General features: G+C 73.6%; 16 protein-coding genes. 7 read left to right on the top strand and 9 right to left on the bottom strand.

What is annotated here, in order from left to right; genetic code table 11:
* Positions 1–58 precede the first annotated feature (58 nt).
* Positions 59–1,354 (bottom strand): glutamate-1-semialdehyde 2,1-aminomutase, encoded by a 1,296-nt coding sequence (gene hemL / locus ACIBCT_RS01165; RefSeq protein ID WP_344891116.1) that lies wholly within the window; start codon positions 1,352–1,354, stop codon positions 59–61.
* A 174-nt stretch (positions 1,355–1,528) separates the two neighbouring features.
* Between hemL and ACIBCT_RS01160 the strand changes: the two genes are divergently transcribed.
* The 3 genes from ACIBCT_RS01160 to ACIBCT_RS01150 all read left to right on the top strand — a co-directional run bounded on the left by ACIBCT_RS01160 (position 1,529) and on the right by ACIBCT_RS01150 (position 5,696).
* Positions 1,529–2,866, top strand: coding sequence for a sensor histidine kinase (locus tag ACIBCT_RS01160; protein ID WP_399185359.1), 1,338 nt, complete (start codon positions 1,529–1,531; stop codon positions 2,864–2,866).
* Positions 2,867–3,015: 149 nt separating this feature from the next.
* Positions 3,016–5,058, top strand: coding sequence for a sensor histidine kinase (locus ACIBCT_RS01155; RefSeq protein ID WP_399185357.1), 2,043 nt, complete (start codon positions 3,016–3,018; stop codon positions 5,056–5,058).
* The gene (locus tag ACIBCT_RS01150; RefSeq protein ID WP_399185356.1) at positions 5,055–5,696 is read left to right on the top strand and encodes a response regulator; all 642 of its coding nucleotides are present in this window, start codon (positions 5,055–5,057) and stop codon (positions 5,694–5,696) included. Before ACIBCT_RS01155 ends, ACIBCT_RS01150 begins: the two co-directional genes overlap by 4 nt.
* Before the next feature lie 33 nt (positions 5,697–5,729).
* Here the strand turns inward: ACIBCT_RS01150 and ACIBCT_RS01145 are convergent, their stop codons facing one another.
* The 6 genes from ACIBCT_RS01145 to ACIBCT_RS01120 all read right to left on the bottom strand — a co-directional run bounded on the left by ACIBCT_RS01145 (position 5,730) and on the right by ACIBCT_RS01120 (position 12,655).
* Positions 5,730–6,371 carry a bifunctional DNA primase/polymerase gene (locus tag ACIBCT_RS01145; RefSeq protein ID WP_399185354.1) on the bottom strand — a complete coding sequence of 214 codons (642 nt, stop codon included), beginning with the start codon at positions 6,369–6,371 and terminating at the stop codon, positions 5,730–5,732.
* Positions 6,372–6,642: 271 nt separating this feature from the next.
* A complete protein-coding gene (hemB, locus tag ACIBCT_RS01140) occupies positions 6,643–7,629 on the bottom strand; it encodes a porphobilinogen synthase (RefSeq protein WP_399185353.1) in 987 nt (328 codons plus the stop codon).
* A gap of 359 nt (positions 7,630–7,988) precedes the next feature.
* Positions 7,989–9,572: a uroporphyrinogen-III synthase gene (locus ACIBCT_RS01135; protein WP_399185352.1), complete on the bottom strand. Its 1,584-nt coding sequence runs from the start codon at positions 9,570–9,572 to the stop codon at positions 7,989–7,991.
* Positions 9,569–10,441 (bottom strand): hydroxymethylbilane synthase, encoded by an 873-nt coding sequence (hemC, locus tag ACIBCT_RS01130; protein ID WP_399185351.1) that lies wholly within the window; start codon positions 10,439–10,441, stop codon positions 9,569–9,571. The genes ACIBCT_RS01135 and hemC overlap by 4 nt, the downstream gene beginning before the upstream one ends.
* A 44-nt stretch (positions 10,442–10,485) precedes the next feature.
* Complete coding sequence (locus ACIBCT_RS01125; protein ID WP_399185350.1) at positions 10,486–11,820, bottom strand: glutamyl-tRNA reductase; 1,335 nt, start codon at positions 11,818–11,820, stop codon at positions 10,486–10,488.
* A 127-nt stretch (positions 11,821–11,947) separates the two neighbouring features.
* A complete protein-coding gene (locus tag ACIBCT_RS01120) occupies positions 11,948–12,655 on the bottom strand; it encodes a redox-sensing transcriptional repressor Rex (protein WP_399185349.1) in 708 nt (235 codons plus the stop codon).
* 271 nt (positions 12,656–12,926) lie between these two features.
* Between ACIBCT_RS01120 and ACIBCT_RS01115 the strand changes: the two genes are divergently transcribed.
* Positions 12,927–13,175: a glutaredoxin family protein gene (locus tag ACIBCT_RS01115; protein ID WP_344891144.1), complete on the top strand. Its 249-nt coding sequence runs from the start codon at positions 12,927–12,929 to the stop codon at positions 13,173–13,175.
* A gap of 130 nt (positions 13,176–13,305) precedes the next feature.
* Here ACIBCT_RS01115 and ACIBCT_RS01110 read toward each other — a convergent pair whose 3' ends face one another.
* Positions 13,306–15,264: an antibiotic biosynthesis monooxygenase gene (locus tag ACIBCT_RS01110; protein WP_399185348.1), complete on the bottom strand. Its 1,959-nt coding sequence runs from the start codon at positions 15,262–15,264 to the stop codon at positions 13,306–13,308.
* A 204-nt stretch (positions 15,265–15,468) separates the two neighbouring features.
* Between ACIBCT_RS01110 and ACIBCT_RS01105 the strand changes: the two genes are divergently transcribed.
* The 3 genes from ACIBCT_RS01105 (at position 15,469) to ACIBCT_RS01095 (ending at position 18,308) form a co-directional block, all read left to right on the top strand.
* Positions 15,469–16,113: a sigma-70 family RNA polymerase sigma factor gene (locus tag ACIBCT_RS01105; RefSeq protein ID WP_399185347.1), complete on the top strand. Its 645-nt coding sequence runs from the start codon at positions 15,469–15,471 to the stop codon at positions 16,111–16,113.
* A 387-nt stretch (positions 16,114–16,500) separates the two neighbouring features.
* Positions 16,501–17,181, top strand: coding sequence for a DUF5667 domain-containing protein (locus ACIBCT_RS01100; protein WP_399185346.1), 681 nt, complete (start codon positions 16,501–16,503; stop codon positions 17,179–17,181).
* A 224-nt stretch (positions 17,182–17,405) separates the two neighbouring features.
* Entirely contained in the window at positions 17,406–18,308 is a 903-nt protein-coding gene (locus tag ACIBCT_RS01095) for an HAD family hydrolase (RefSeq protein ID WP_399185345.1), read from the top strand.
* Between the two features lie 51 nt (positions 18,309–18,359).
* On the opposite strand, the gene ACIBCT_RS01090 is transcribed toward ACIBCT_RS01095, so the two are convergent.
* Complete coding sequence (locus ACIBCT_RS01090; protein WP_399185344.1) at positions 18,360–19,547, bottom strand: alpha/beta fold hydrolase; 1,188 nt, start codon at positions 19,545–19,547, stop codon at positions 18,360–18,362.
* Between the last annotated feature and the right edge of the window lie 49 nt (positions 19,548–19,596).

Genomic DNA, 19,596 nt, shown 5'->3' with positions numbered 1-19,596 from the left:
GGCGCGCCGATCGGGCGGTACGGGCGGGCCAGGGGCGCCCGCCCGTGACCCGGAGGCGTCACAGGACCTGGGCGGCGGCCTTGGCGGCGGCGGGCAGCGCCTCGGCGATGCGGGAGAGGGCCTCGTCGTCGTGGGCCGACGACAGGAACCACGCCTCGTACGCCGACGGCGGCAGGTAGACGCCCTGGTCCAGCATGGAGTGGAAGAACGCCCGGTAGGCGGCGGTGTTCTGGGTCTGGGCGGCGGTGAAGTCGACGACCCGGTCCTCGGTGAAGAAGACCGAGAACAGGCTCCCGGCGCGCTGCAGCCGGTGCGGCACCCCGGCCGCGGCCAGGGCGTCGGCGGCGGCGCGGCCGATGACCAGGGCGGCGGCGTCGACCTGGTCGTAGACCCCCTCGTCGCAGGCGCGCAGGGTGGCAAGACCGGCGGCGCAGGCCAGCGGGTTCCCCGACAGGGTGCCCGCCTGGTAGACCGGGCCCTCCGGGGCGAGGTGGGCCATCACGTCGGCGCGCCCGCCGAACGCGGCGGCGGGCAGGCCGCCGCCCATCACCTTGCCGAAGGTCATCAGGTCGGCCTCGACCGGGTCCAGCCCGTACCAGCCGGACTCCGACACCCGGAAGCCGGTGAGCACCTCGTCGATGATCAGCAGGGCACCGTGCTCGGTGCACAGCTCGCGCAGCGTGGCGTTGAACCCCTCCAGCGGCGGCACCACGCCCATGTTGGCCGGGCATGCCTCGGTGATCACGCAGGCGATGTCGGCGCCGAAGGCACGGAACGCCTCGGTGACCGCCTCGACCGAGTTGTACGGCAGCACCACGGTGTCGGCCGCCGACGCGCCGGTCACGCCGGGGGTGTCGGGAAGGCCGAAGGTCACCACTCCGGAGCCCGCCGAGGCGAGCAGCGCGTCGACGTGGCCGTGGTAGCAGCCGGCGAACTTCACGATCTTGGAGCGGCCGGTGAAGCCGCGGGCCAGCCGTACGGCCGACATGGTGGCCTCGGTGCCGGAGCTGACCAGGCGGACCTTCTCCACCGGCTCGACCCGGGCGACGATCTCCTCGGCGAGCTCGACCTCGCCGGGGGTGGCCGTGCCGAACGAGGTGCCGTCGCGCAGCGCCTCCTGCAGCGCCTCGATCACCGCGGGGTGCCGGTGCCCGAGGATCATCGGCCCCCAGGAGCAGACCAGGTCGACGTAGCGGTTGCCGTCCACGTCGGTGATGTAGGGGCCCTGGCCCGAGGTCATGAAGCGCGGCGTGCCGCCCACGGCGCCGAAGGCGCGGACCGGGGAGTTGACGCCTCCCGGGACGATCTCGCGGGCGCGGGCGAACAGGTCCTCGGAGTTCTCGGTACGGCTCACGTCCCCAAGGGTAGCCAGGGAGACGTCCGGTCCGTCCCACGGGGCGAGCCGTCCGTCACGGCCTCGGGCCCCCGGAAGACGCGGCCCGGAACGCCGGAAGTCCCGGCTTCGGGCCCCCGGAAACGGGACATCGGCCCCGGGACGACGGGACATCGGGTACGGGATCCTTCGAGGATGGCAGTGACGACACCCCCCGCGCGGCGGCCGGGGACCCGGTCGCCCGGCGTGCGCGCCGTGGCCGACGCCGTCCTGGTCCACGGTGCCCTGGCGGTGGCCGTCGGCGGGATCTACTCCGGGCTGGCCTGGCTGCTCGACACGCTCTCCGGCGCGGCGTCCGGCACGCCGTCCGGCGTCCCCTCCGGTGGCGGGGACCCGATGGCCGGGCTCGTCGCGGCGCTGGCCGCGGGCGCGGTCTTCCACCCGCTGCGGCTGCGGCTGCAGCGGGTGGCGGACCGGTTGCTGCGGGTCGAGCGCGACCCGTACCGGGTGGCCGACCGGCTGAGCCGTACCCTGCAGGAGGCCGTCGACCCGGCCGAGGGGCTCGCCACCGCCGCGGTGCTGGTCCGTCAGGCGCTCCGCGCCGACGGCGTGGCCGTCGAGGTGGACGGCGTGACCGTCCTGGACGGCGTGCTGGGGGAGCGGCCGGTCGAGACCCCGCTGGTCTGGCACGGGGAACCGGTCGGGTGGCTGCTCAGCAGCGGCCGCGAGGGCTCACCGGCCTCACCGGACCTGCTGAACGCGCTGGCCCGGCACCTGGCCGAGCTGGCGCACGCCGTACGGCTCACCGCCGACCTGCGACGCTCCAGGGAGCACATCCTCACCAGCAGGGAGGAGGAGCGGCGCAGGCTCCGCCGCGACCTGCACGACGGGCTGGGGCCGACGCTCGCCAGCCTGGCCATGACCGTGGACGAGGCCAGGATCCGCCTGGACCGCGACCCCGAGGCCGTGGAGGAGCTCCTGGTCCGCGTACGCGACCAGATGGGCACCGCGATCGTCGACGTCAGGGACCTGGTCTACGGCCTGCGCCCGCCCGCGCTGAGCCACCTCGGGCTGGCCGGTTCGCTGCGCGCGCTGGCCGACGCGCCCGGACCGCGGGTGGACATCGTGGTGACCGGCCCGCCGGACGGACCACCGGACGACCCGCTGGACGGTGTCCCCGCTGCGCTGGAGGTGGTGGCCTACCGGATCGCCCAGGAGGCGCTCACCAACGTCCGCCGCCACGCCCAGGCCACCACGGCCCTGGTACGGGTCGAGGTCCTGCGGGCCGGCGGGCAGGCCGCGGGATCGGCGGGCGACGGGAGCGGGACCGGCCCGCGGGAGGGGGACGGCGAGCTGCGGCTCTCGGTCGCCGACGACGGGATCGGCCTGCCGGACCCGATCCGCGGCGGCGTGGGCCTGGCCTCCATGCGCGAGCGGGCGGCCGAGGCGGGCGGTTCGTGCACCGTCGGGCCGCGTCCCGGGGGCGGCACCGAGGTCGTCGCCCGGCTGCCCCTGACGAGGGACGCGACGTGACCTCTCCCCCGCGCGAGGGCGCCCCGCCGAGCTCCGCGGGCTCCGTGGGCTCCGCGGGCTCCGTGGGCTCCGTGGGCTCCGTGGGCTGCGCGGGCTCCGCGAACTCCATGGGCTCCGCTGGCTCGCGAAGCCGGCGCGACTCCCCGGGCATGCCGGACGTGCCGAACGTGCCGGGCGTGCCGAACGTGCCGGGCGTGCCGAACGTGCCGGGCGTGCGGGACTCACCGGACCGGCGGCGGACGGCACTGGCCGTGCTCGTCTGGACCGGTGCGGTGCTGGCGCCCGCGGGCAACGTCCTGGCGGTCAGGCTGACCGACCTGAGCGCCTCGACCTGGACCGACCCCTTCATCACCCTGGACCCGACCGTCATGCTGTTCCCGGCCGCGGGCGCGTTCCTCATCACCCGGCGGCCCAGGCTGCTGGTCCCCTGGCTGCTGTGGGGCGGCGGGATCGCCGGAAGCCTGTTCTACCTGACCTTCGGTGCCGCCCACTGGCTCCACCTCACCTCCCCCGGGGCCGCGGTCACGCCCTACCTCGCGTGGGCGGGAATGTGGCTGTGGCTGTGGCACGTCCCGGTGCTCACCTCGCTGCTGTCGCTGCTGTTCCCGGACGGTCGGCTGCCCTCACGGCGCTGGCGTCCGGTCCTGTACGCGAACCTGGCCCTGATGGTCGGCCACTCGCTGTTCCTGGGGCTGGCCCCGGATCCCGAGTTCGAGAGCCAGCTCCCGCTCGCCAACCCCTTCGGCGTCGAGGCGCTGCGGGAGATCTCGCCGGCCGTGGAGGAGCACATCGGCCTTCCGATGATGGTGCTCATCGCGCTCGGCATCGCGTCGCTGGTCTTCCGCTACCGGGCGGGCGACACCGAACTCCGGCGTCAGATCGCCTGGTACGTCGGCGCGCTGGCGGTGCTGCTGGGCTCCTGGATCCTGCGGGAGATGACCGGCTCCTGGCTGCTGAAGGCCATGGAGACCGTCTTCATCGCCGGGCTGCCGCTGTCGATCATCGCGGCGGTGCTGCGTCACCGCCTCTACGGCATCGACGTCGTGCTCAACCGGACGCTGGTATACGGCTCCCTCGTCGCGCTCACCGGCGCGGTGTACTTCGTCCTGATCTGGCTGGCCGGAGTCCTGGCCAGCGATCTGGGGCGGGGCGCGGGACCGGTCGCGGCGCTGGCCGTGGGCACGGTCTTCCACCCGTTGCGGCTGCGGCTGCAGGGGGTGGTGGACCGGGCGTTCGCCGTCGAGCGCGACCCCTACCGGGTGGTCGACCAGCTGGGCCGCATCGGGCAGGGGGCCCACGACCCGGCGGCGGCCCTCGACGAGGCCGTGACCGTGCTCCGCGAGGTGCTGGGAGCCACCGGGGTCGACGTCGAGGTCCACACCGGACGGGCCGGGACGACGCGCGTGTTCGCCTGCGGGAGGCCGGAGCCCGGGGCGCGGCAGGTGCCGCTGCTCTGGCACGCGGAGCGGGTCGGGACCCTGCGGGTGTCGGGCGCACGGCCCGGCCGCGAGCCCATGGCGGTGCTCGCCCGGCACCTCGCCGAGCTGGCGCACGCCGTACGCCTCACCGCCGACCTGCGCCGCTCCCGGGAACGCATCAGGTCCACCCGCGACGAGGAGCGCCGCCGGCTGGGCAGGGAGCTGCACGACGGGCTCGGCCCGGCGCTGACCAGCGTCACCTTCGCCCTCGACGAGGCGCGCAGGCGGCTCGACACCGACCCGGGGGCCGTGGAGGAGCTGCTCGTCCGGATACGCGGGGAGATGATCGCGACGATCGCGTCGGTCCGCGAGCTGGTGTACGGCCTGCGCCCGCCCGCGCTGGACGACCTGGGCCTGGAGGGGGCGCTGCGCGCCTTCGCCGGGGAGACCGCGGTGACCGCGGACGGCTCGATGGACGGGCTGCCCGCCGCCGTCGAGGTCGCCGCCTACCGCATCGCCCAGGAGGCGTTCACCAACGCCCGCCGCCACGCCCGTGCGGCCACGGTGGTCGTCCGGTTGCGCCGCCTGCCGTCCGAACTGCGCGTGGAGGTCGCCGACGACGGGGTCGGCCTGCCCGAGAACCCGGTCGCGGGCGTCGGGCTGACCTCGATGCGCGAGCGGGCGGCCGAGGTGGGAGGCTCGTGCGTGATCCGCCGGAGGCCGGGCGGCGGCACGGAGGTGACCGTCAGGTTGCCGGTGGAGGAGACCGCGTGATCACCGTACTGATCGTGGACGACCACCCGGTCTTCCGGCGGGGCCTGCGCGGCCTGCTCGCGGCCCTGGACATCGAGGTCATCGGGGAGGCCTCCGGAGGGCGGGAGGCCGTGGCCATGGCCGCCGAGCTCCAGCCCGACGTGGTCGTGATGGACCTGCAGATGCCCGACGGCAACGGTGTCGAGGCGACCAGGACGATCATCAGGACCAGCCCGCGGATCGGGGTGCTGGTGCTGACGATGTTCCGCGACGACGACTCGGTGTTCGCCGCCATGCGCGCCGGGGCGCGCGGCTACCTGCTCAAGGAGGCCGGGGCGGAGGAGATCGGCCGCGCCGTGCACGCCGTGGCCGCGGGCGAGGCCATCTACGGTCCCGAGATCGCCCGCCGCGTCCTGGCCTACTTCAGCGGCATGCCCGACGCGTCGCGCACCGCCTTCCCCGAGCTCACCGGACGGGAGCGGGAGGTGCTCGGCCTCGTGGCCCAGGGCAGGGGGAACGGGGAGATCGCCGGGATCCTCTCGCTGTCCGGCAAGACCGTGCGCAACCACGTGTCCAACATCTTCATGAAGCTCCAGGTCGCCGACCGCGCCCAGGCGATCGTCCGCGCCCGCGAGGCCGGTCTGGGCGGATCCCCGTGACCGTCCCGCCGACGCCCGCTTCCGGGTGCCGGTTCAGTCGCAGACGTCGGCGAGCAGTTCCAGGACCCGGAGCGGGTCGGGCAGCGGCCGGTTGTCCGGCGGGCGCAGCCAGGAGCCGGTCAGGCCGGTCGGCAGCAGCGAGGGCGGGGCCAGCACGTAGCTGTCGCGGCAGTGCCAGCGCAGGCCGGGCATCTCGTCGATGACCGACGGGCCGACGTCCAGGGCACAGGACCACCACTCGTCCTCGTCCTCGGAGGCGTTGCGGGTGGCCACATAGAAAAGGGCCCGGTCGCCGTTGACGGCGACCGGGCCCGGGACGACCCCGACGGAGTCCATGGTCGCGAGGGTGGTGCGCCCCGCGGCGAGCGGTACGTCGAAGACGTCGAACACCCGTCCGGTCGGCAGGACCACGTTCGCCTCGGGGTCGTGCCGCCACCAGCCGGACAGCAGCGCCGGGTCGGTGCTGGCCTCCATCTGCCAGGTCTGCGAGAGCGGGTGAGCGCCGGGATCGGGACAGCCGACGCGGTCACACGAGCACGAGCGCGACCCGCCGGTCAGCGGCCGGGCGCCCAGACAGCTCGCCCAGCCCAGGGCGGCGTACTCCAGCACGGCATCGAGCACCTGCCTCGGACGGCCGTGCCGCCTTCTTCGACGAACCAGCGGTACCCCGACCATTGCGTCCTCCGTCGTCCGCGCATCCCGCGTGTCGCCCGGATGCGAGGACCTGTCCACACTCTGGTCAGTGGGGAGCGTCAAACCGCCCAGGGTCTACGCCACCTGGGACACATCCGCACCGGTCATCGCACTCTAACGCACACGCTTCCCCCTCAGGTGGCGAACCTCCGGTTCTCCACCCTCGATCACGCGCGCCCCGGCCCCACCTGCGTCTTCCCTCTCCCGGGCGCGCGTCACCGGTCCCGTCGTCCCCGGGTACGCGTCACCGGTCTCACCGCAGCTTGGCGGCCACCTCGGTCGCCCAGTAGGTGAGGATCAGGTCGGCCCCGGCCCTGCGGATCGCCACCAGCGACTCCATGATCGCCCGGTCCCGGTCGACCCAGCCGTTCGCCGCGGCGGCCTCGACCATCGCGTACTCGCCGCTGACCTGGTAGGCCGCCAGCGGCACGTCCACCGCGTCGCGCACCTGGCGCAGGATGTCGAGGTAGGCCAGCGCGGGCTTGATCATGACGGCGTCGGCGCCCTCCGACAGGTCCAGGCGCACCTCGCGCAGCGCCTCCCCGGCGGGCCCCGCCGGGTCCTGCTGGTAGGCGTTGCGGTCACCGGACCGCGGGGCGCACTCGGCCGCCTCGCGGAACGGGCCGTAGAACGCCGAGGCGTACTTGGCCGAGTAGGCCAGGATCGGGATCTGCTCGAAGCCCTCGCCGTCCAGCGCGGACCGGATGGCGGCGACCTGGCCGTCCATCATGCCGCTCGGTGCGACGACCTGTGCCCCGGCCCGCACCTGGGCCACGGCCGAGGCGGCGTAGCGCTCCAGGGTGGCGTCGTTGTCGACCTCCCCGGCGGGGGTCAGGATGCCGCAGTGCCCGTGGTCGGTGAACTCGTCCAGGCAGGTGTCGGCGATCACGACGAGCGCGTCGCCGACCTCGGAGACCACGTCGGCCAGGGCGAGCTGGACGATGCCCTGCGGGTCGTCGGCCGCGGACCCGCGCGCGTCCTTCACCGCGGGGATGCCGAACAGGATCAGGCCGCCCACCCCGGCCTCGGCCGCCTCGTTCGCGGCCTTGCGCAGCGAGTCGCGGGTGTGCTGGAACACCCCGGGCATCGAGCCGACCGGGCTCGGCTCGGCGATGCCCTCCTTGACGAACATGGGCAGTACCAGCTCCGCCGGGTGCAGGCGGGTTCCGGCGACCATCCGGCGCATGGGTGCGGTACGGCGGAGCCTGCGCGGACGCGCGACAGGGAACTGGGCCGTCATGTGTTCTCCCCCTCTTTCCGGCCGGTGAGGGAACCGCGGCCGGAGGAGCTCGTCTGTGTGGTCTGGCTCGGCACCCGCCGTCCGGGTGCCGCTTTTCCGTGCCCGTGCCGACGTGCGCCGGCGCGTACCACCCGATGCCGGCGGGAGGCCGGCGGGAGGCCGGACACCGGCGCCTACGGACGCCGGTTCACGCCGGTGGGCGCCGTCCGCCACGGTGCGCGGCCCGGAGGCGGCCCCGCGGCACGGTGGTCACCGTGGTCACCGTGGTCATCGCGATCACCGTGGTCATCGCGGTCACCGGGACCCGCCGTACCGTGGCCGCCACGTTCCAGGCTACGTCGTGGCCGTCGCGTTCAAGGTTACTTCGCGCGGCGCCGGGCTCCCCGCCGGGTCTGCGAGGGCCTGCGGGGGGTGTCGCCCGCCAGGACCGCGGCCTGCCGCTGCCCGGCTCCGTACGCCGCCAGCGCCGCCGCCAGCGCGGAGGCCGAGGGCTTCTCGGCCATGACGTCCACCCGGAGCCCGAACTCCTCGGCCGTCTTGGCGGTCTGCGGGCCGATCACGGCGATGACCGTGACGTTGTGCGGCTTGCCCGCGATGCCCACCAGGTTCCGCACGGTGCTGGACGAGGTGAACAGCACCGCGTCGAACCCGCCGCCCTTGATCGCCTCACGGGTCGGGGCGGGCGGCGGCGCGGCCCGCACGGTCCGGTACGCGGTCACGTCGTCGCACTCCCAGCCGAGCTCGGTCAGCCCGGCCACCAGCGTCTCGGTCGCGATGTCGGCCCTCGGCAGCAGCACCCGGTTGATCGGGTCGAGCATCGAGTCGTAGGGCGGCCACTCGGCCAGCAGGCCCTCCGACGACTGCTCGCCGGACGGCATCAGGTCGGGTTTGACGCCGAAGCTCACCAGCGCGCGGGCCGTGCTCTCGCCCACGGCCGCGACCTTGAGACCGGCGAACGCGCGGGCGTCCAGACCGTACTCCTCGAACTTCTCGCGCACCGCCTTGACCGCGTTCGCGCTGGTGAAGGCCACCCACTCGTAGCGTCCGGTGACCAGGCCCTTGATCGCGCGGTCCATCTGCTGCGGGGTGCGGGGCGGCTCGACGGAGATCGTGGGGACCTCCTCGGGCACCGCGCCGTACGAGCGCAGCTGCTCGACCAGGTCGGCCGACTGCTCCTTGGTCCTGGGCACGAGCACCCGCCAGCCGAACAGCGGCTTGGTCTCGAACCACGACAGGCGGTCGCGCATGCCGACGGCCTCGCCGACCACGATCAGCGCGGGCTCGGTCATCCCGGCGTGCTTGAGGTCGGGCGCGATCCGGCCCAGCGTGGTGACCACGGTGTGCTGCTCGGTCGTGGTGCCCGCGGCGCTGATCGCCACCGGCGTCGAGTCACGGCGGCCCGCCGCGATCAGCGCCTTGCCGATAGCCACGGCCTCGGCGACGCCGTTGTAGATCACCAGCGTGCCCGCACCGCCCGCGTACGCCGACCAGTCGTCGATCTGGGCCGCGTCGACCACCCGGAACTCGGGCACCGACACGGCCGCGGGGATCCCGGCGTAGGTGAGCACCGCCGTCGCGGGAGGCACCCCGGGCACGATCTCGAAGTCCACCTCCGCCTTGACGCAGGCCGCGACCTCCTCGGTGATCGAGGAGAAGAACATCGGGTCGCCGGCGCAGAGCCGCACGACGACGCTGCCGCCCTTGGCCGTCTTGACGACCTTCAGCGAGACGGCGCCGTCGTCGGCCGTGCCGACGATCTCGACGTCCTCGCGGCAGTGGCGCAGCAGCGGCCCGTACGTCTCCTGGTCGAGGATGACGACGTCGGCCCGGGAGAGCAGGTCGGCGCCGCGGAGCGTGAGCAGGCCCTCGTCACCGGGACCCGCCCCGACGAAGGCGACGAACCCGGACGGCGGGTGCTCGAAGGTGGTACTTCCGGAGCTCAATGTGCCTGCTCCCCTATCAGCGTGTCGGCCCCTTCCGCGATCATCTCGGCCGCGAGGTCGCGGCCGAGATCAGTGGGCGCGGAAGAGCCGCCGGTGGCGGACTTGCGTACCGCTCGCCCGCCGTCGACGGCGACGACGGCGGCGGTCAGGATCAGATCGTCCCCGCGCCCGGCCGAGTACGCGCCCACCGGGGCGGCGCACCCCGCCTCCAGGGCGTTGAGCACGGCGCGCTCGGCGGTGACCGCGGCGCGGGTGGGGGCGTCGTCGAGCACGCTCAGCAGCTCGACGAGGTCGGCGCGGTCGGAGCGGCACTCCACGGCCAGCGCTCCCTGCCCCGGGGCCGGCAGCATCTCGGTGACCTCGAAGATCTGCGAGATCTCGGCCTCGCGGCCCAGCCGGCCGAGCCCCGCGGCGGCGAGCACGACGCCGTGCAGCTCGCCCGAGGTGACCTTGCCGATCCGGGTGTCGGCGTTGCCTCGGATGGGGACGTAGTCGAGGTCGGGACGGAGCATCCGCAGCTGGGCGACCCGGCGCGGGGAACCCGTGCCGATCCTCGCCCCGGGCGGCAGGTCGGCCAGCTTGGCGACGCTCACCAGGGCGTCCCGGGGGTCGTCGCGCGGCGGGATCGCCGCGATGACCACGCGCGGGTCGGGGGTGGTGGGCAGATCCTTGAGGGAGTGCACCGCGAAGTCGATGGCGCCCTCGATGAGCTTGTCGCGCAGCGCGCTGACGAAGACGCCCGTGCCGCCGAGCTGGGTGAGGTCGGCCTTAGTCACGTCACCGAAGGTGGTCACGCCGACGAGCTCGACGGTGCGGCCGGTCAGCTCGGTGAGACGGGCGGCGACCATCCCCGACTGCGTGGTCGCCATGACGCTCCGCCTCGTTCCCAGCCGGAGCGGAGGAGAAACGCTGCTCACAGGCCTGCCTCCTTCTTGCTCGGCTCGATGTTCCTACCCGGCTCCGCGTCGATCGTCTCGATGCGCCGCACCGCTTCGGGCACCTTCGGGTCAAGATTGAACAGCTCTCGCAGCGCCTCCGCATAATGATCACCCGCCGGGGACTCCGCCAGCTGCTTGACACGCACGGTGGGCTCGTGGAGGAGCTTGTCGACCACCCGCCTGACGGTCTGGGCGACCTCGTCCCTGGCACGCCCGTCGAGCTCGGGGACCCGCGAGACGAGCCGCCCGAGCTCGGCCTCGACCACCTGGGCCGCCTTACTCCGCAGCGCGACCACGGTGGGCGTGACGCGCGCGGCCCGCTCGGCCGACAGGTAGGCGTCGACCTCCTGGGCGACGATGGCGCGCACCGCGGCGATCGCCTCGGCGTGGCCCTCGTCCCCGGTCCCGGCCTCGCTCTCCTGCATGGTCTCCAGGCCGACCAGGGTCACGCCGGGCAGCCGCCGGACCGCGGGGTCGACGTCGTGCGGCAGGGCCAGGTCCAGCAGGAACATCTCCCGGGGGGTGACCATGTCGGCGGTGAGGACCACGTCGGTGGCGCCGGTGCAGGAGATGACCAGGTCGGCCTCGGCCAGCTCCGCAGGCAGGTCGCCGAACGGGGCCGCCCGGCCGCCGACCGTCTGGGCCAGCCGTACGGCGCGCTCGTGGGTGCGGTTGACCACCACGATGTCGGTCACACCGGCCCGCTGCAGGGTCGCGGCCGACAGGGCGCTCATCGAGCCGGCGCCGACCACCAGGGCCCGCCGTCCCGGCAGGGGGCCCAGGACGCGCTCGGCCAGGGTGAGGCCCACACCGACCAGGGAGGCGCCCACCCGGTCGATGCCGGTCTCGGTGTGGGAGCGCTTGCCCACCCGCAGCGACTGCTGGACGAGCTCGTTGAGCGTCGGACCCAGCGTGCCCTCCTGCTGGGCCAGCTTCAGGGCGGCGCGCACCTGGCCGAGGATCTGCCCCTCGCCCACGACCATCGAGTCCAGCCCGGCCCCCACCGAGAACAGGTGCTCGACCGCGCGGTCCTCGTAGTGCACGTACAGGTGGGAGGCCAGCTGCTCCACCGGGACGCCGGAGTGGGCGCCGAGCAGCCGGGAGATCGAGGTCACCGCGGCGTGGAACCGGTCGACCTCGGCGTAGACCTCGACCCTGTTGCAGGACGAGATGACCATGACCTCGGCCACGTGGGCGTCCTGCTGGACGTCCCGCAGCAGCTTCACCAGCGAGTCGCCGGAGACCGAGACCCGCTCCAGCAGGGCCACCGGGGCAGTCCGGTGGCTCAGGCCGACGACGAGGACGCTCATCGGCCCTCCCCGGCGCGGAGGCGGGACCGGGCGGAGAGCCGGCCGGGGAAGGCGTGATCCACCGCTCCGGAGGACCGCGGGGCCCTGCCGTCGCCGGTTCGTGCACGGTGCCCGTTCAGGTGTCCCCTCACAGGTCCACCGCCTCGGGCCACTCCTCGGCCATCGCGGGTCCCCCAGTCATCCGATCCGTCTTGCGTTGCTCGTGGAACGCCAGGATCTGCAGTTCGATAGATAGGTCGACTTTACGGATATCGACGCCATCCGGCACGGAAAGCACGACGGGGGCGAAGTTCAGGATGCTGGTGACCCCCGCGGCGACGACCCGGTCGGCCACCTGCTGGGCCGCCACGGCCGGTGTCGCGAGCACCACGATCGACACTCCCCGCCGTCGTATCACGGCCTCCAGCTCGTCGATGTGCTCCACATTCAACCCCGCGATGTGGTCGCCCACCACTTCGGGGTCGGCGTCGAGGAGCGCCGCGATCCTGAACCCGCGGGAGACGAACCCGCCGTAGTTGGCCAGCGCGCGGCCGAGGTTTCCCACCCCGACGATGGCGATGGCCCAGTCCTGGGTCAGGCCCAGCTCGCGGGAGATCTGGTAGATCAGGTACTCGACGTCGTAGCCGACCCCGCGGGTGCCGTACGAGCCCAGATGGGAGAGGTCCTTGCGGAGCTTGGCGGAGTTCACGCCCGCCGCGACGGCCAGGTCCTCCGAGCTCACGGTCGCCAGACCACGCTCGGCCATGCCGTTCAGCGCGCGCAGATAGAGCGGCAGCCGGGCGACGGTCGCCTCGGGTATGCCGCGTTCGCGGGCTTGGGACAGACGGCGGATCACGTGCCGGAGCTCCAGGGGGACAGGCGGCCGGCGCGGCCCGGACGCGACGGATGACGAGGTGAGGCCACTGTCATTCAGGTTAGTCCTTTTGTGAACCGGTGCACAAAGTGAGTGTTCACAATCTTGGTCATGCCTGCCGCCGGTCCTCCGACCGGCCCCTCGCCAGGCCCGCTCTCCCGCCCCCTTCCCCGGCGCCTTCCCGCACTTCCCGGCGCTTCTCCGCGCCTTTCCGGCACGGCGCGCCCGGCCGCGCTCGGTTACCGTGGCGGTCATGTCACCGCGAGACCACCGCATCACCCTGCTCGGCAAACCCGGCTGCCACCTGTGCGACGACGCGCGGGCGGTGATCGAGAGGGTCGCCACGGAACTCGGCGTCCCCTGGGAGGAACGCGACATCACCGCCTCCGAGGAGGACCAGGCCCGCTACTGGGAGATGATCCCGGTCACCCTCGTCGACGGCGTCCAGCACGACTTCTGGCGCGTCGACGAGAACCGCCTGCGCGCCGCCCTCGGCGCCTGACCGGGGCCCACCGGCCGTCCCGGGGTACGCCCGGCGCCCGGGCGGGCCCTCCGTCCGCCCGGGTCCGTCCGGGTCCGCCCGGGCCCGTCCCCGCCCGGCGAGTGCGCGGGCGCCCGCCCGCGCACCCGGGTCACGGCCTGAAGGCCGTCGGGAGCGGCATCACCTTCGCGGCGTTCAGGGTGAGCTCGATCACGTTGGTGGCGAGCACCATGGACTGCCGCTCGGTGACGAAGCGCTCGGTGTGCGGGCGGCGCTGGTGCTCGCTGTAGGCGACCTCGTCCCGGTAGAGCTCGTAGACGATGCGCTGGAGCGGGGCCGACTTCACCGAGTGGCAGGAGTAGACGAGCGTGTCCGGCTCGGAGCCGCGGACCGCCTCGACGGTCTCCTCGGCGAGCCGGTCGAACCTCTCGCCGGTGCCGTCGAGCAGGGTGAAGACGGTCAGCATCCCGAAGATGCTCGGCGAGGGACGGCCGGAGCCGCCCGGCAGGTCGCCGCTGACGCCCGGCCCCGATCCGGGATACAGGGCACCGGTGGCGGGGGGAGGCCCGATCCGGGACGTGTGGCCGAGGGGACCCGGCTGGTCGTAGCCGTGGGAACCTCCGCGTCCCGTCCCCGGGGAGGGCGCGCCGCCGAACGCCTGTTCCGCGGGCATGGGCCTGAGGCTGCCCGCCCCGCCCAACTCGCCGGTGCCCGGACCCGGGGGCCGGCCCAACTCGCCGGTGCCCGGACTCGGGAGCCGGCCCAACTCGCCGGTGCCCGGACTCGGGAGCCGGCCGAACTCGCCGGTGCCGGGCGGGCGCCCGAACTCACCGGTGGCGGGACCGCCCGCGCCTGGCGCGGGCGGCATGCCGAACTCCCCCGTGCCGGGCGGACGGCCGAACTCGCCGGTGCCTGGGCCCGGGGGCCGGCCGGGGCCGGAGGACCTGGAGCCGGGGGCGCCGTGCCTGCCGAACTCGTTGGCCGGGATGTCGTACTCCCCGGTCGAGGGTCCGGCGGCGCCGGTCGCGGGCCCGACGGGCGGCATGCCGAACTGGCCGGTCACGGGCGGCTGCGGGCCGTGATCGCCGCCGCGCCTGCCAGGATCCCCGGCCGGCGGCCGGTCGGGGAGCGGCATGCCGTACTCGCCCGCCATGAACATGCCGGTGGCGGGTCCGCCGAACGGATCGTCGGGCGGGGAAGGCCGCTGGACCATGCGGGCCGCGTAGTCCACGTCCTGCTCGCCGGCGCGGTACTCGGCGACCAGGTCCCCGAGCCCGGAGCGGCGGGGAGGCTCCTCGGCCGCCACCGGGCGGGGGGCGTCCTCCGGGGAGATCCGGCGGCCGGCGACCTGCACGTCACGGGGTTCGCGCTCCGCGGGCCGGATCGTCGGCGGGCGGTTCTCCCAGTCGTCGCGCGCCTCGTCCTCGTCGTCGTCCTCGTAGGGCGCGAGCGGCCGCAGGAGGGCGTACCAGACCGCCGCCGCGGTGACGAGCAGCAGGAGCACGGTGATCATCCCGGGCACCGAGAAGCTGACGGCGCCGACGAGGGCGAGACCGGTGGGGCCCAGCACCAGGAGCGCGTGCAGGTTGTCGGCGTCGTAGTCGTCGCCGCCCCGCCGGCGGAGGGCCGCGAGCACCATCCCGGCCAGCAGCACGACCGCGACGATCACGTGTATCGCCAGGAGCAGGTACTTCGACGGCAGGTCCCAGTGCCGGCCGCCCGGCGGGAGGACCTTGGAGAATCCGGACTCCTGCAGGACCGGGTCGACCGCCAGGATCACCGCGGCGATGACGGTGAGGGCGATCCCCATCAGCCAGGAGGAGAACCGGGCCCTGCCCGTGCGGGCCAGCAGCTGGATGACCCCCACGGCCAGCCAGAGGGGGGCCAGCATGGATCCGGTCAGCTGGTAAATACGGAATGTTCCAGCCCCAAAACCGATCACGTGACCGGTGGCGATTACAGCGAGTGAGATGGACAGGGACGCCGTCGTGATGCTCCAGGCGATCAGCCAGCCCTTGGGCTCACCGCGCAGACGACTGATGAGGGCACCGGTGGCAATGGCTGCGAGCAATGCGCCGGCGAAAGCGATGACAGCGACGAGGACTTCCATGGTGTCTCCAATGCTGCCGGACATTACCCCCCAACCGGTAGCCGAACATCTGGTCCGCTCCCGATGCCGGTCCGAAGAGGACCGGCCCCACACCGTATCCGGCGATTACCCCCAGTCACGACGCTTCAAAGTAGATTGTGGAATTACTAGTTGATTTCTAGAGTGATCGAGCACGCCGTACCCCCTTCCCCTCAGGGATACCGGATGCCTGAAACGTGGCCGCTCGCCGGGCACCTCCCCACGACCGCCGGGGTGGCCCAGCCCGTCCGCAGTACCGACCTCACTCTGCGTGAGGACGCCTCCGAAGAACTCCGGAGCCTGGTCTTGCGTGCCAAGACCGGGGACACGGACGCCTTTGGCACGCTCTACGACCGCTACCTCACGCTCGTGTACCGCTACGTCTACTTCCGGGTCGGCTCACACCCGCTGGCCGAGGATCTCACGAGCGAGACCTTCCTCCGCGCGCTCCGCCGGATCACGGACTTCACATGGCAAGGCCGTGATTTCGGGGCCTGGCTCGTGACCATCGCGAGGAACCTGATCACCGATCACTTCAAGTCCGGCAGGTACCGCCTTGAGGTCACGACCGCCGAGGTCATCGACACCCCCCTCGACGGCCCGCACATCCCGGAGAACGCCGTCGTCACCGCGATGATCAGCGATCGGGTGCTCGGCGCCGTCCGCGACCTCAACCCCGAGCAGCAGGAGTGCGTGGTGCTGCGCTTCCTGCACGGCATGTCCCTGGCCGAGACCGCGCTCATCATGGGCAAGAAGAGCGGCGCGATCAAGGCGCTGCAGTTCCGCGCGATCCGCGCCCTGGGCCGCGCGCTCCCCCCGGACCTGAGCTGACCCCGATTTTCGGTCACATTCAGATCGGTTTTTCAACGCCCGAATCCCGGTCTCCCCGGGCCTCGTCCTGCCGTGTCCCGCCCGTCCCACCGCGTCCCGGCCTGTCCCACCCTCCCCTGGAACGTCCCAGGCCCGTCCGGCGACCCTCCCGCGGACGCGCGCCCGCGTCGCGGATCACCCGGCTCCGCCCCAGGTCACGCGGCCGCTCCGGGCCCGGCGCTCCTCCCGGGACCGTACCCGGGCCCCTCGCCCGGCGTCCCACCCGGCTCCGTGCCCGCGGTCATGTCCACCGCGCCGATGCCGGTCGAGCGCGTAACCTGGCGTGCGGAGTCGTCGTTAGGCAAGTGACAGCGATGGATCATGAGCTGGGGGCGGCAGGGAGCGTTCATGGGGAAGTGGCTGCCCGGAATCTCGCGGAGATCGCAGGCTCGTATCCAGGACCGCGTGTCACGGCTCGGCGCCCGGATGACGGCGAGCCCCCGTCCCGAGTTCCAGGCCAGGCTCCGTGAGCAGCTCAGCCGGCCCCTGCCCGAGCAGGAGCGTCCCGAGCCGCGGCCGACCGGTCCCCGTCACTCCCGGCGAAGACCGCGCAGGACGCTGTTCCCCCAGGTGCTGAGCACCCTGCTGGTGGTCTCGATGGTCGTCTCCGGCGTGTGGACGTACCGCTCGATGCCCGGTGACACCTTCTACCCGCTCAAGCGCGCGGCCGAGAGCACCCTGTTCCACCTCAGCACCGACGACGCCGAACGGGCGGACCGCTCCTTCGGGTACGCGGAGACCCGCGCCCACGAGGTCGAGGAGCTCCTGGGCTCCGGGGAGCGCGACATGATCGGGGAGACCCTCCAGGCGATGGAGGACACCACCCGCTCCGCGGTGACCTCCCTGCAGCAGGTACGGCGCCGCGAGGACGCCGGGGCCGGTGAGCTGATGGAGGTCAAGGAGTTCAGGCGCTTCGTGCAGAAGCAGCGCACCCAGATCAGAGGGATGATCCCCAAGATGGACGCCGAGGACCAGCGCAGGGCGAACGGGTACCTCGACTACATCGACGGGCTGGCCCCGCCCGACTGACCCCCGGCCGGCCCCTGCCCGGGTCTCCACCGCCCCGGTCTCCCGGCCGGAGCGCGTGGTCCGCGGCGGGACCGTGCCGGCAGGTCCGTGGGCACGGCTTTCCGGGCCGCTCGTAAAGGCCGTTGCGGTAGGCGCACCGCACCGAGGACGACGCCGGATCGTCACATCCGGTTGCCACCACGGCTACCGATCTCACCCCTGTGTCCCGGTTAAGCTGAGGTGCTATGAGGCGGCTACTACGACGGCGGAGCGGGGCGACCATGGCCGGGCAGGCGACGGCCGGAGAGGTCATGGCCGGGGAGGTCGCCGCCGCGGCGGCCGTGGCGATGCCGATGGCCGAGCCCGACCCGGTGGCCGCCGCGTTCTTCGACGTCGACAACACCATGATGCGCGGCGCCTCCATCTACCACTTCGCCCGCGGTCTCGCCTCCCGCGGCCTGTTCACCAGCAAGGACCTGCTGCGGTTCGCCATGGGCCAGGTGGCCTTCCGCATCCGCGGTGACGAGAACCCCGCCCACATCGCCGAGGCCAGGGAGACCGCGCTGGCCTTCGTGGCCGGCAACACGGTCGAGGAGATCGTCCGTCTCGGCGAGGAGATCTACGACGAGGTCATGGCCGACCGCATCTGGGCCGGCACCCGCGCCATCGCCCAGGCGCACCTCGACGCCGGCCAGCGGGTCTGGCTGGTCACCGCCACCCCGGTGGAGCTGGCCCGCGTGATCGCGCAGCGGCTCGGCCTGACCGGTGCCCTCGGCACCGTCGCGGAGACCGAGAACGGCGTCTACACCGGCCGGCTGGTGGGCGACCTGCTCCACGGCCCGGCCAAGGCCGAGGCCGTCAGGGCCCTGGCCCGGCGGGAGGGCCTGGACCTGGCCCGCTGCCACGCCTACAGCGACTCGGCCAACGACCTGCCCCTGCTCTCGGTCGTCGGCAACGCCACCGCGGTCAACCCCGACGGCGAGCTGCGCGACTTCGCCCGGGAGAACGGGTGGGACGTCAAGGACTTCCGCACCGGCCGTAAGGCGACCATGATCGGCGTTCCCATCGCGGTGGGCGCCGGAGCGGTCGCGGGCGGCATCGCCGCCGCCATCGCCCTGCGCCGCCGCCACTACCGCGCCGACCGCTGACGACCCTCCGCTGCGACCGCGTTCCACCGCCCTCGCCGGACGGCGCGGCCCTCACCGGCCGGACCGTCCCGCGCGGCCGGCCGCGATCCGGTCGAGCAGGGCGGTCAGCTCCCGGCCGACGTCCGCGGGACGTTCCAGGCCGATCATGTGACCGGCCCCGGGGAGGACGACCAGCCTGGCACCGGGCAGGGCCGCGGCGATGCGACGGCTGTGCTCCGCCGGGGTGAGGCGGTCCCGGTCGCCGACCATGACGAGCGTCTCCACCGGTTCGAGCGCGGCCAGCGCGGCCAGCTTGTCGTGGACGAGGAAGGCGCGGAAGAAGCCGGCCATCACCTCCGTGGGGGTGGCCACGGCCATGGCGCTGACGAAACGCACGTGCTCGCGCGGTGCGCGCGGCCCGAAGGCGACGTACCGGGTGACCGGAAGGTTGGTGCGCGACCGGAGGGCGGGCCTGCGGTCGATGAGCGCGCCGCGGGCCAGCATGCGCTCGAACACCACGGGCGTGAAGCGGGGCGCGAGCCGCCCGAGCGGCCACGGAAGCCCGAACGTGCTGTCGCGCAACCCGCCCGGGGAGGTGCTCAGCAACGCCACCCCGGCCACCCGGGCGGCCAGCGTCCCGGGATGGCGCGCGGCGAACGCCATGACCGTCATACCGCCCATGGAGTGGCCGACGAGGACCACCGGCGTTCCCTCGGGCACGGTGGCCTCGATCACCGCGGCGAGGTCGTCGCCGAGCCGGTCGACCGTGCAGGCGTCGAGTGTCCCGGCCGAGGAGTCGCCGTGCCCCCGCTGGTCGTAGAAGACCAGGGTGGCCCGCCCGGCGAGCGCCTCGCGCTGGAAGTGCCAGCAGTGCCGGTTCATCACCCAGCCGTGGATGAAGATCACGACAGGTCCGGGGGAGGCGGCCTCCTCGACGTCGGCCGCGAGCCGCACGCCGTCGTCGGTCGTGACCGTGACCGGCCGGCCGCGACGGCCGCTCAGGCCCGCGCCCGCGGACGGCCGGTCGCGATACCGCGGGCCCGTCCTCGCACGCGACCGGTCGCGGCGCGCGTCCGGTTCCGTCCTCGCGTGCACGTGGTCGCGGCGCGCGTCCGGTTCGGTCCTCGTGGGCGATCGGTCGCGGTGTACGTCCGGTTCGGTCCTCGTGGCCGACCGTCGCCGGCGCGCGGCCACCCCGAGCACCGTCCCGGCCGCCAGCCCGGCGAGGGCCGCCCGCGTCACCGCACGTCCCACGTCCATGACCACCTCCGGATCCGCGAACCCGACGCACACCCTATCCACCGCGTTC

This window comes from Streptosporangium sp. NPDC050855 (assembly GCF_044456585.1).
GTDB lineage: Bacteria > Actinomycetota > Actinomycetes > Streptosporangiales > Streptosporangiaceae > Streptosporangium > Streptosporangium longisporum.
This window is presented reverse-complemented; position numbering and strand designations above follow the sequence as displayed.

Coding starts and splice junctions, on each gene's coding strand:
- ACIBCT_RS01090 (WP_399185344.1), bottom strand. CDS start 19,547: ATGGACGTGGGACGTGCGGTGACGCGGGCGGCCCTCGCCGGGCTGGCG.
- ACIBCT_RS01155 (WP_399185357.1), top strand. CDS start 3,016: ATGCCGGACGTGCCGAACGTGCCGGGCGTGCCGAACGTGCCGGGCGTG.
- ACIBCT_RS01145 (WP_399185354.1), bottom strand. CDS start 6,371: ATGGTCGGGGTACCGCTGGTTCGTCGAAGAAGGCGGCACGGCCGTCCG.
- ACIBCT_RS01105 (WP_399185347.1), top strand. CDS start 15,469: ATGCCTGAAACGTGGCCGCTCGCCGGGCACCTCCCCACGACCGCCGGG.
- ACIBCT_RS01160 (WP_399185359.1), top strand. CDS start 1,529: ATGGCAGTGACGACACCCCCCGCGCGGCGGCCGGGGACCCGGTCGCCC.
- ACIBCT_RS01100 (WP_399185346.1), top strand. CDS start 16,501: ATGGGGAAGTGGCTGCCCGGAATCTCGCGGAGATCGCAGGCTCGTATC.
- ACIBCT_RS01095 (WP_399185345.1), top strand. CDS start 17,406: ATGAGGCGGCTACTACGACGGCGGAGCGGGGCGACCATGGCCGGGCAG.
- hemB (WP_399185353.1), bottom strand. CDS start 7,629: ATGACGGCCCAGTTCCCTGTCGCGCGTCCGCGCAGGCTCCGCCGTACC.
- ACIBCT_RS01125 (WP_399185350.1), bottom strand. CDS start 11,820: ATGAGCGTCCTCGTCGTCGGCCTGAGCCACCGGACTGCCCCGGTGGCC.
- ACIBCT_RS01115 (WP_344891144.1), top strand. CDS start 12,927: ATGTCACCGCGAGACCACCGCATCACCCTGCTCGGCAAACCCGGCTGC.
- ACIBCT_RS01110 (WP_399185348.1), bottom strand. CDS start 15,264: ATGGAAGTCCTCGTCGCTGTCATCGCTTTCGCCGGCGCATTGCTCGCA.
- hemC (WP_399185351.1), bottom strand. CDS start 10,441: ATGGCGACCACGCAGTCGGGGATGGTCGCCGCCCGTCTCACCGAGCTG.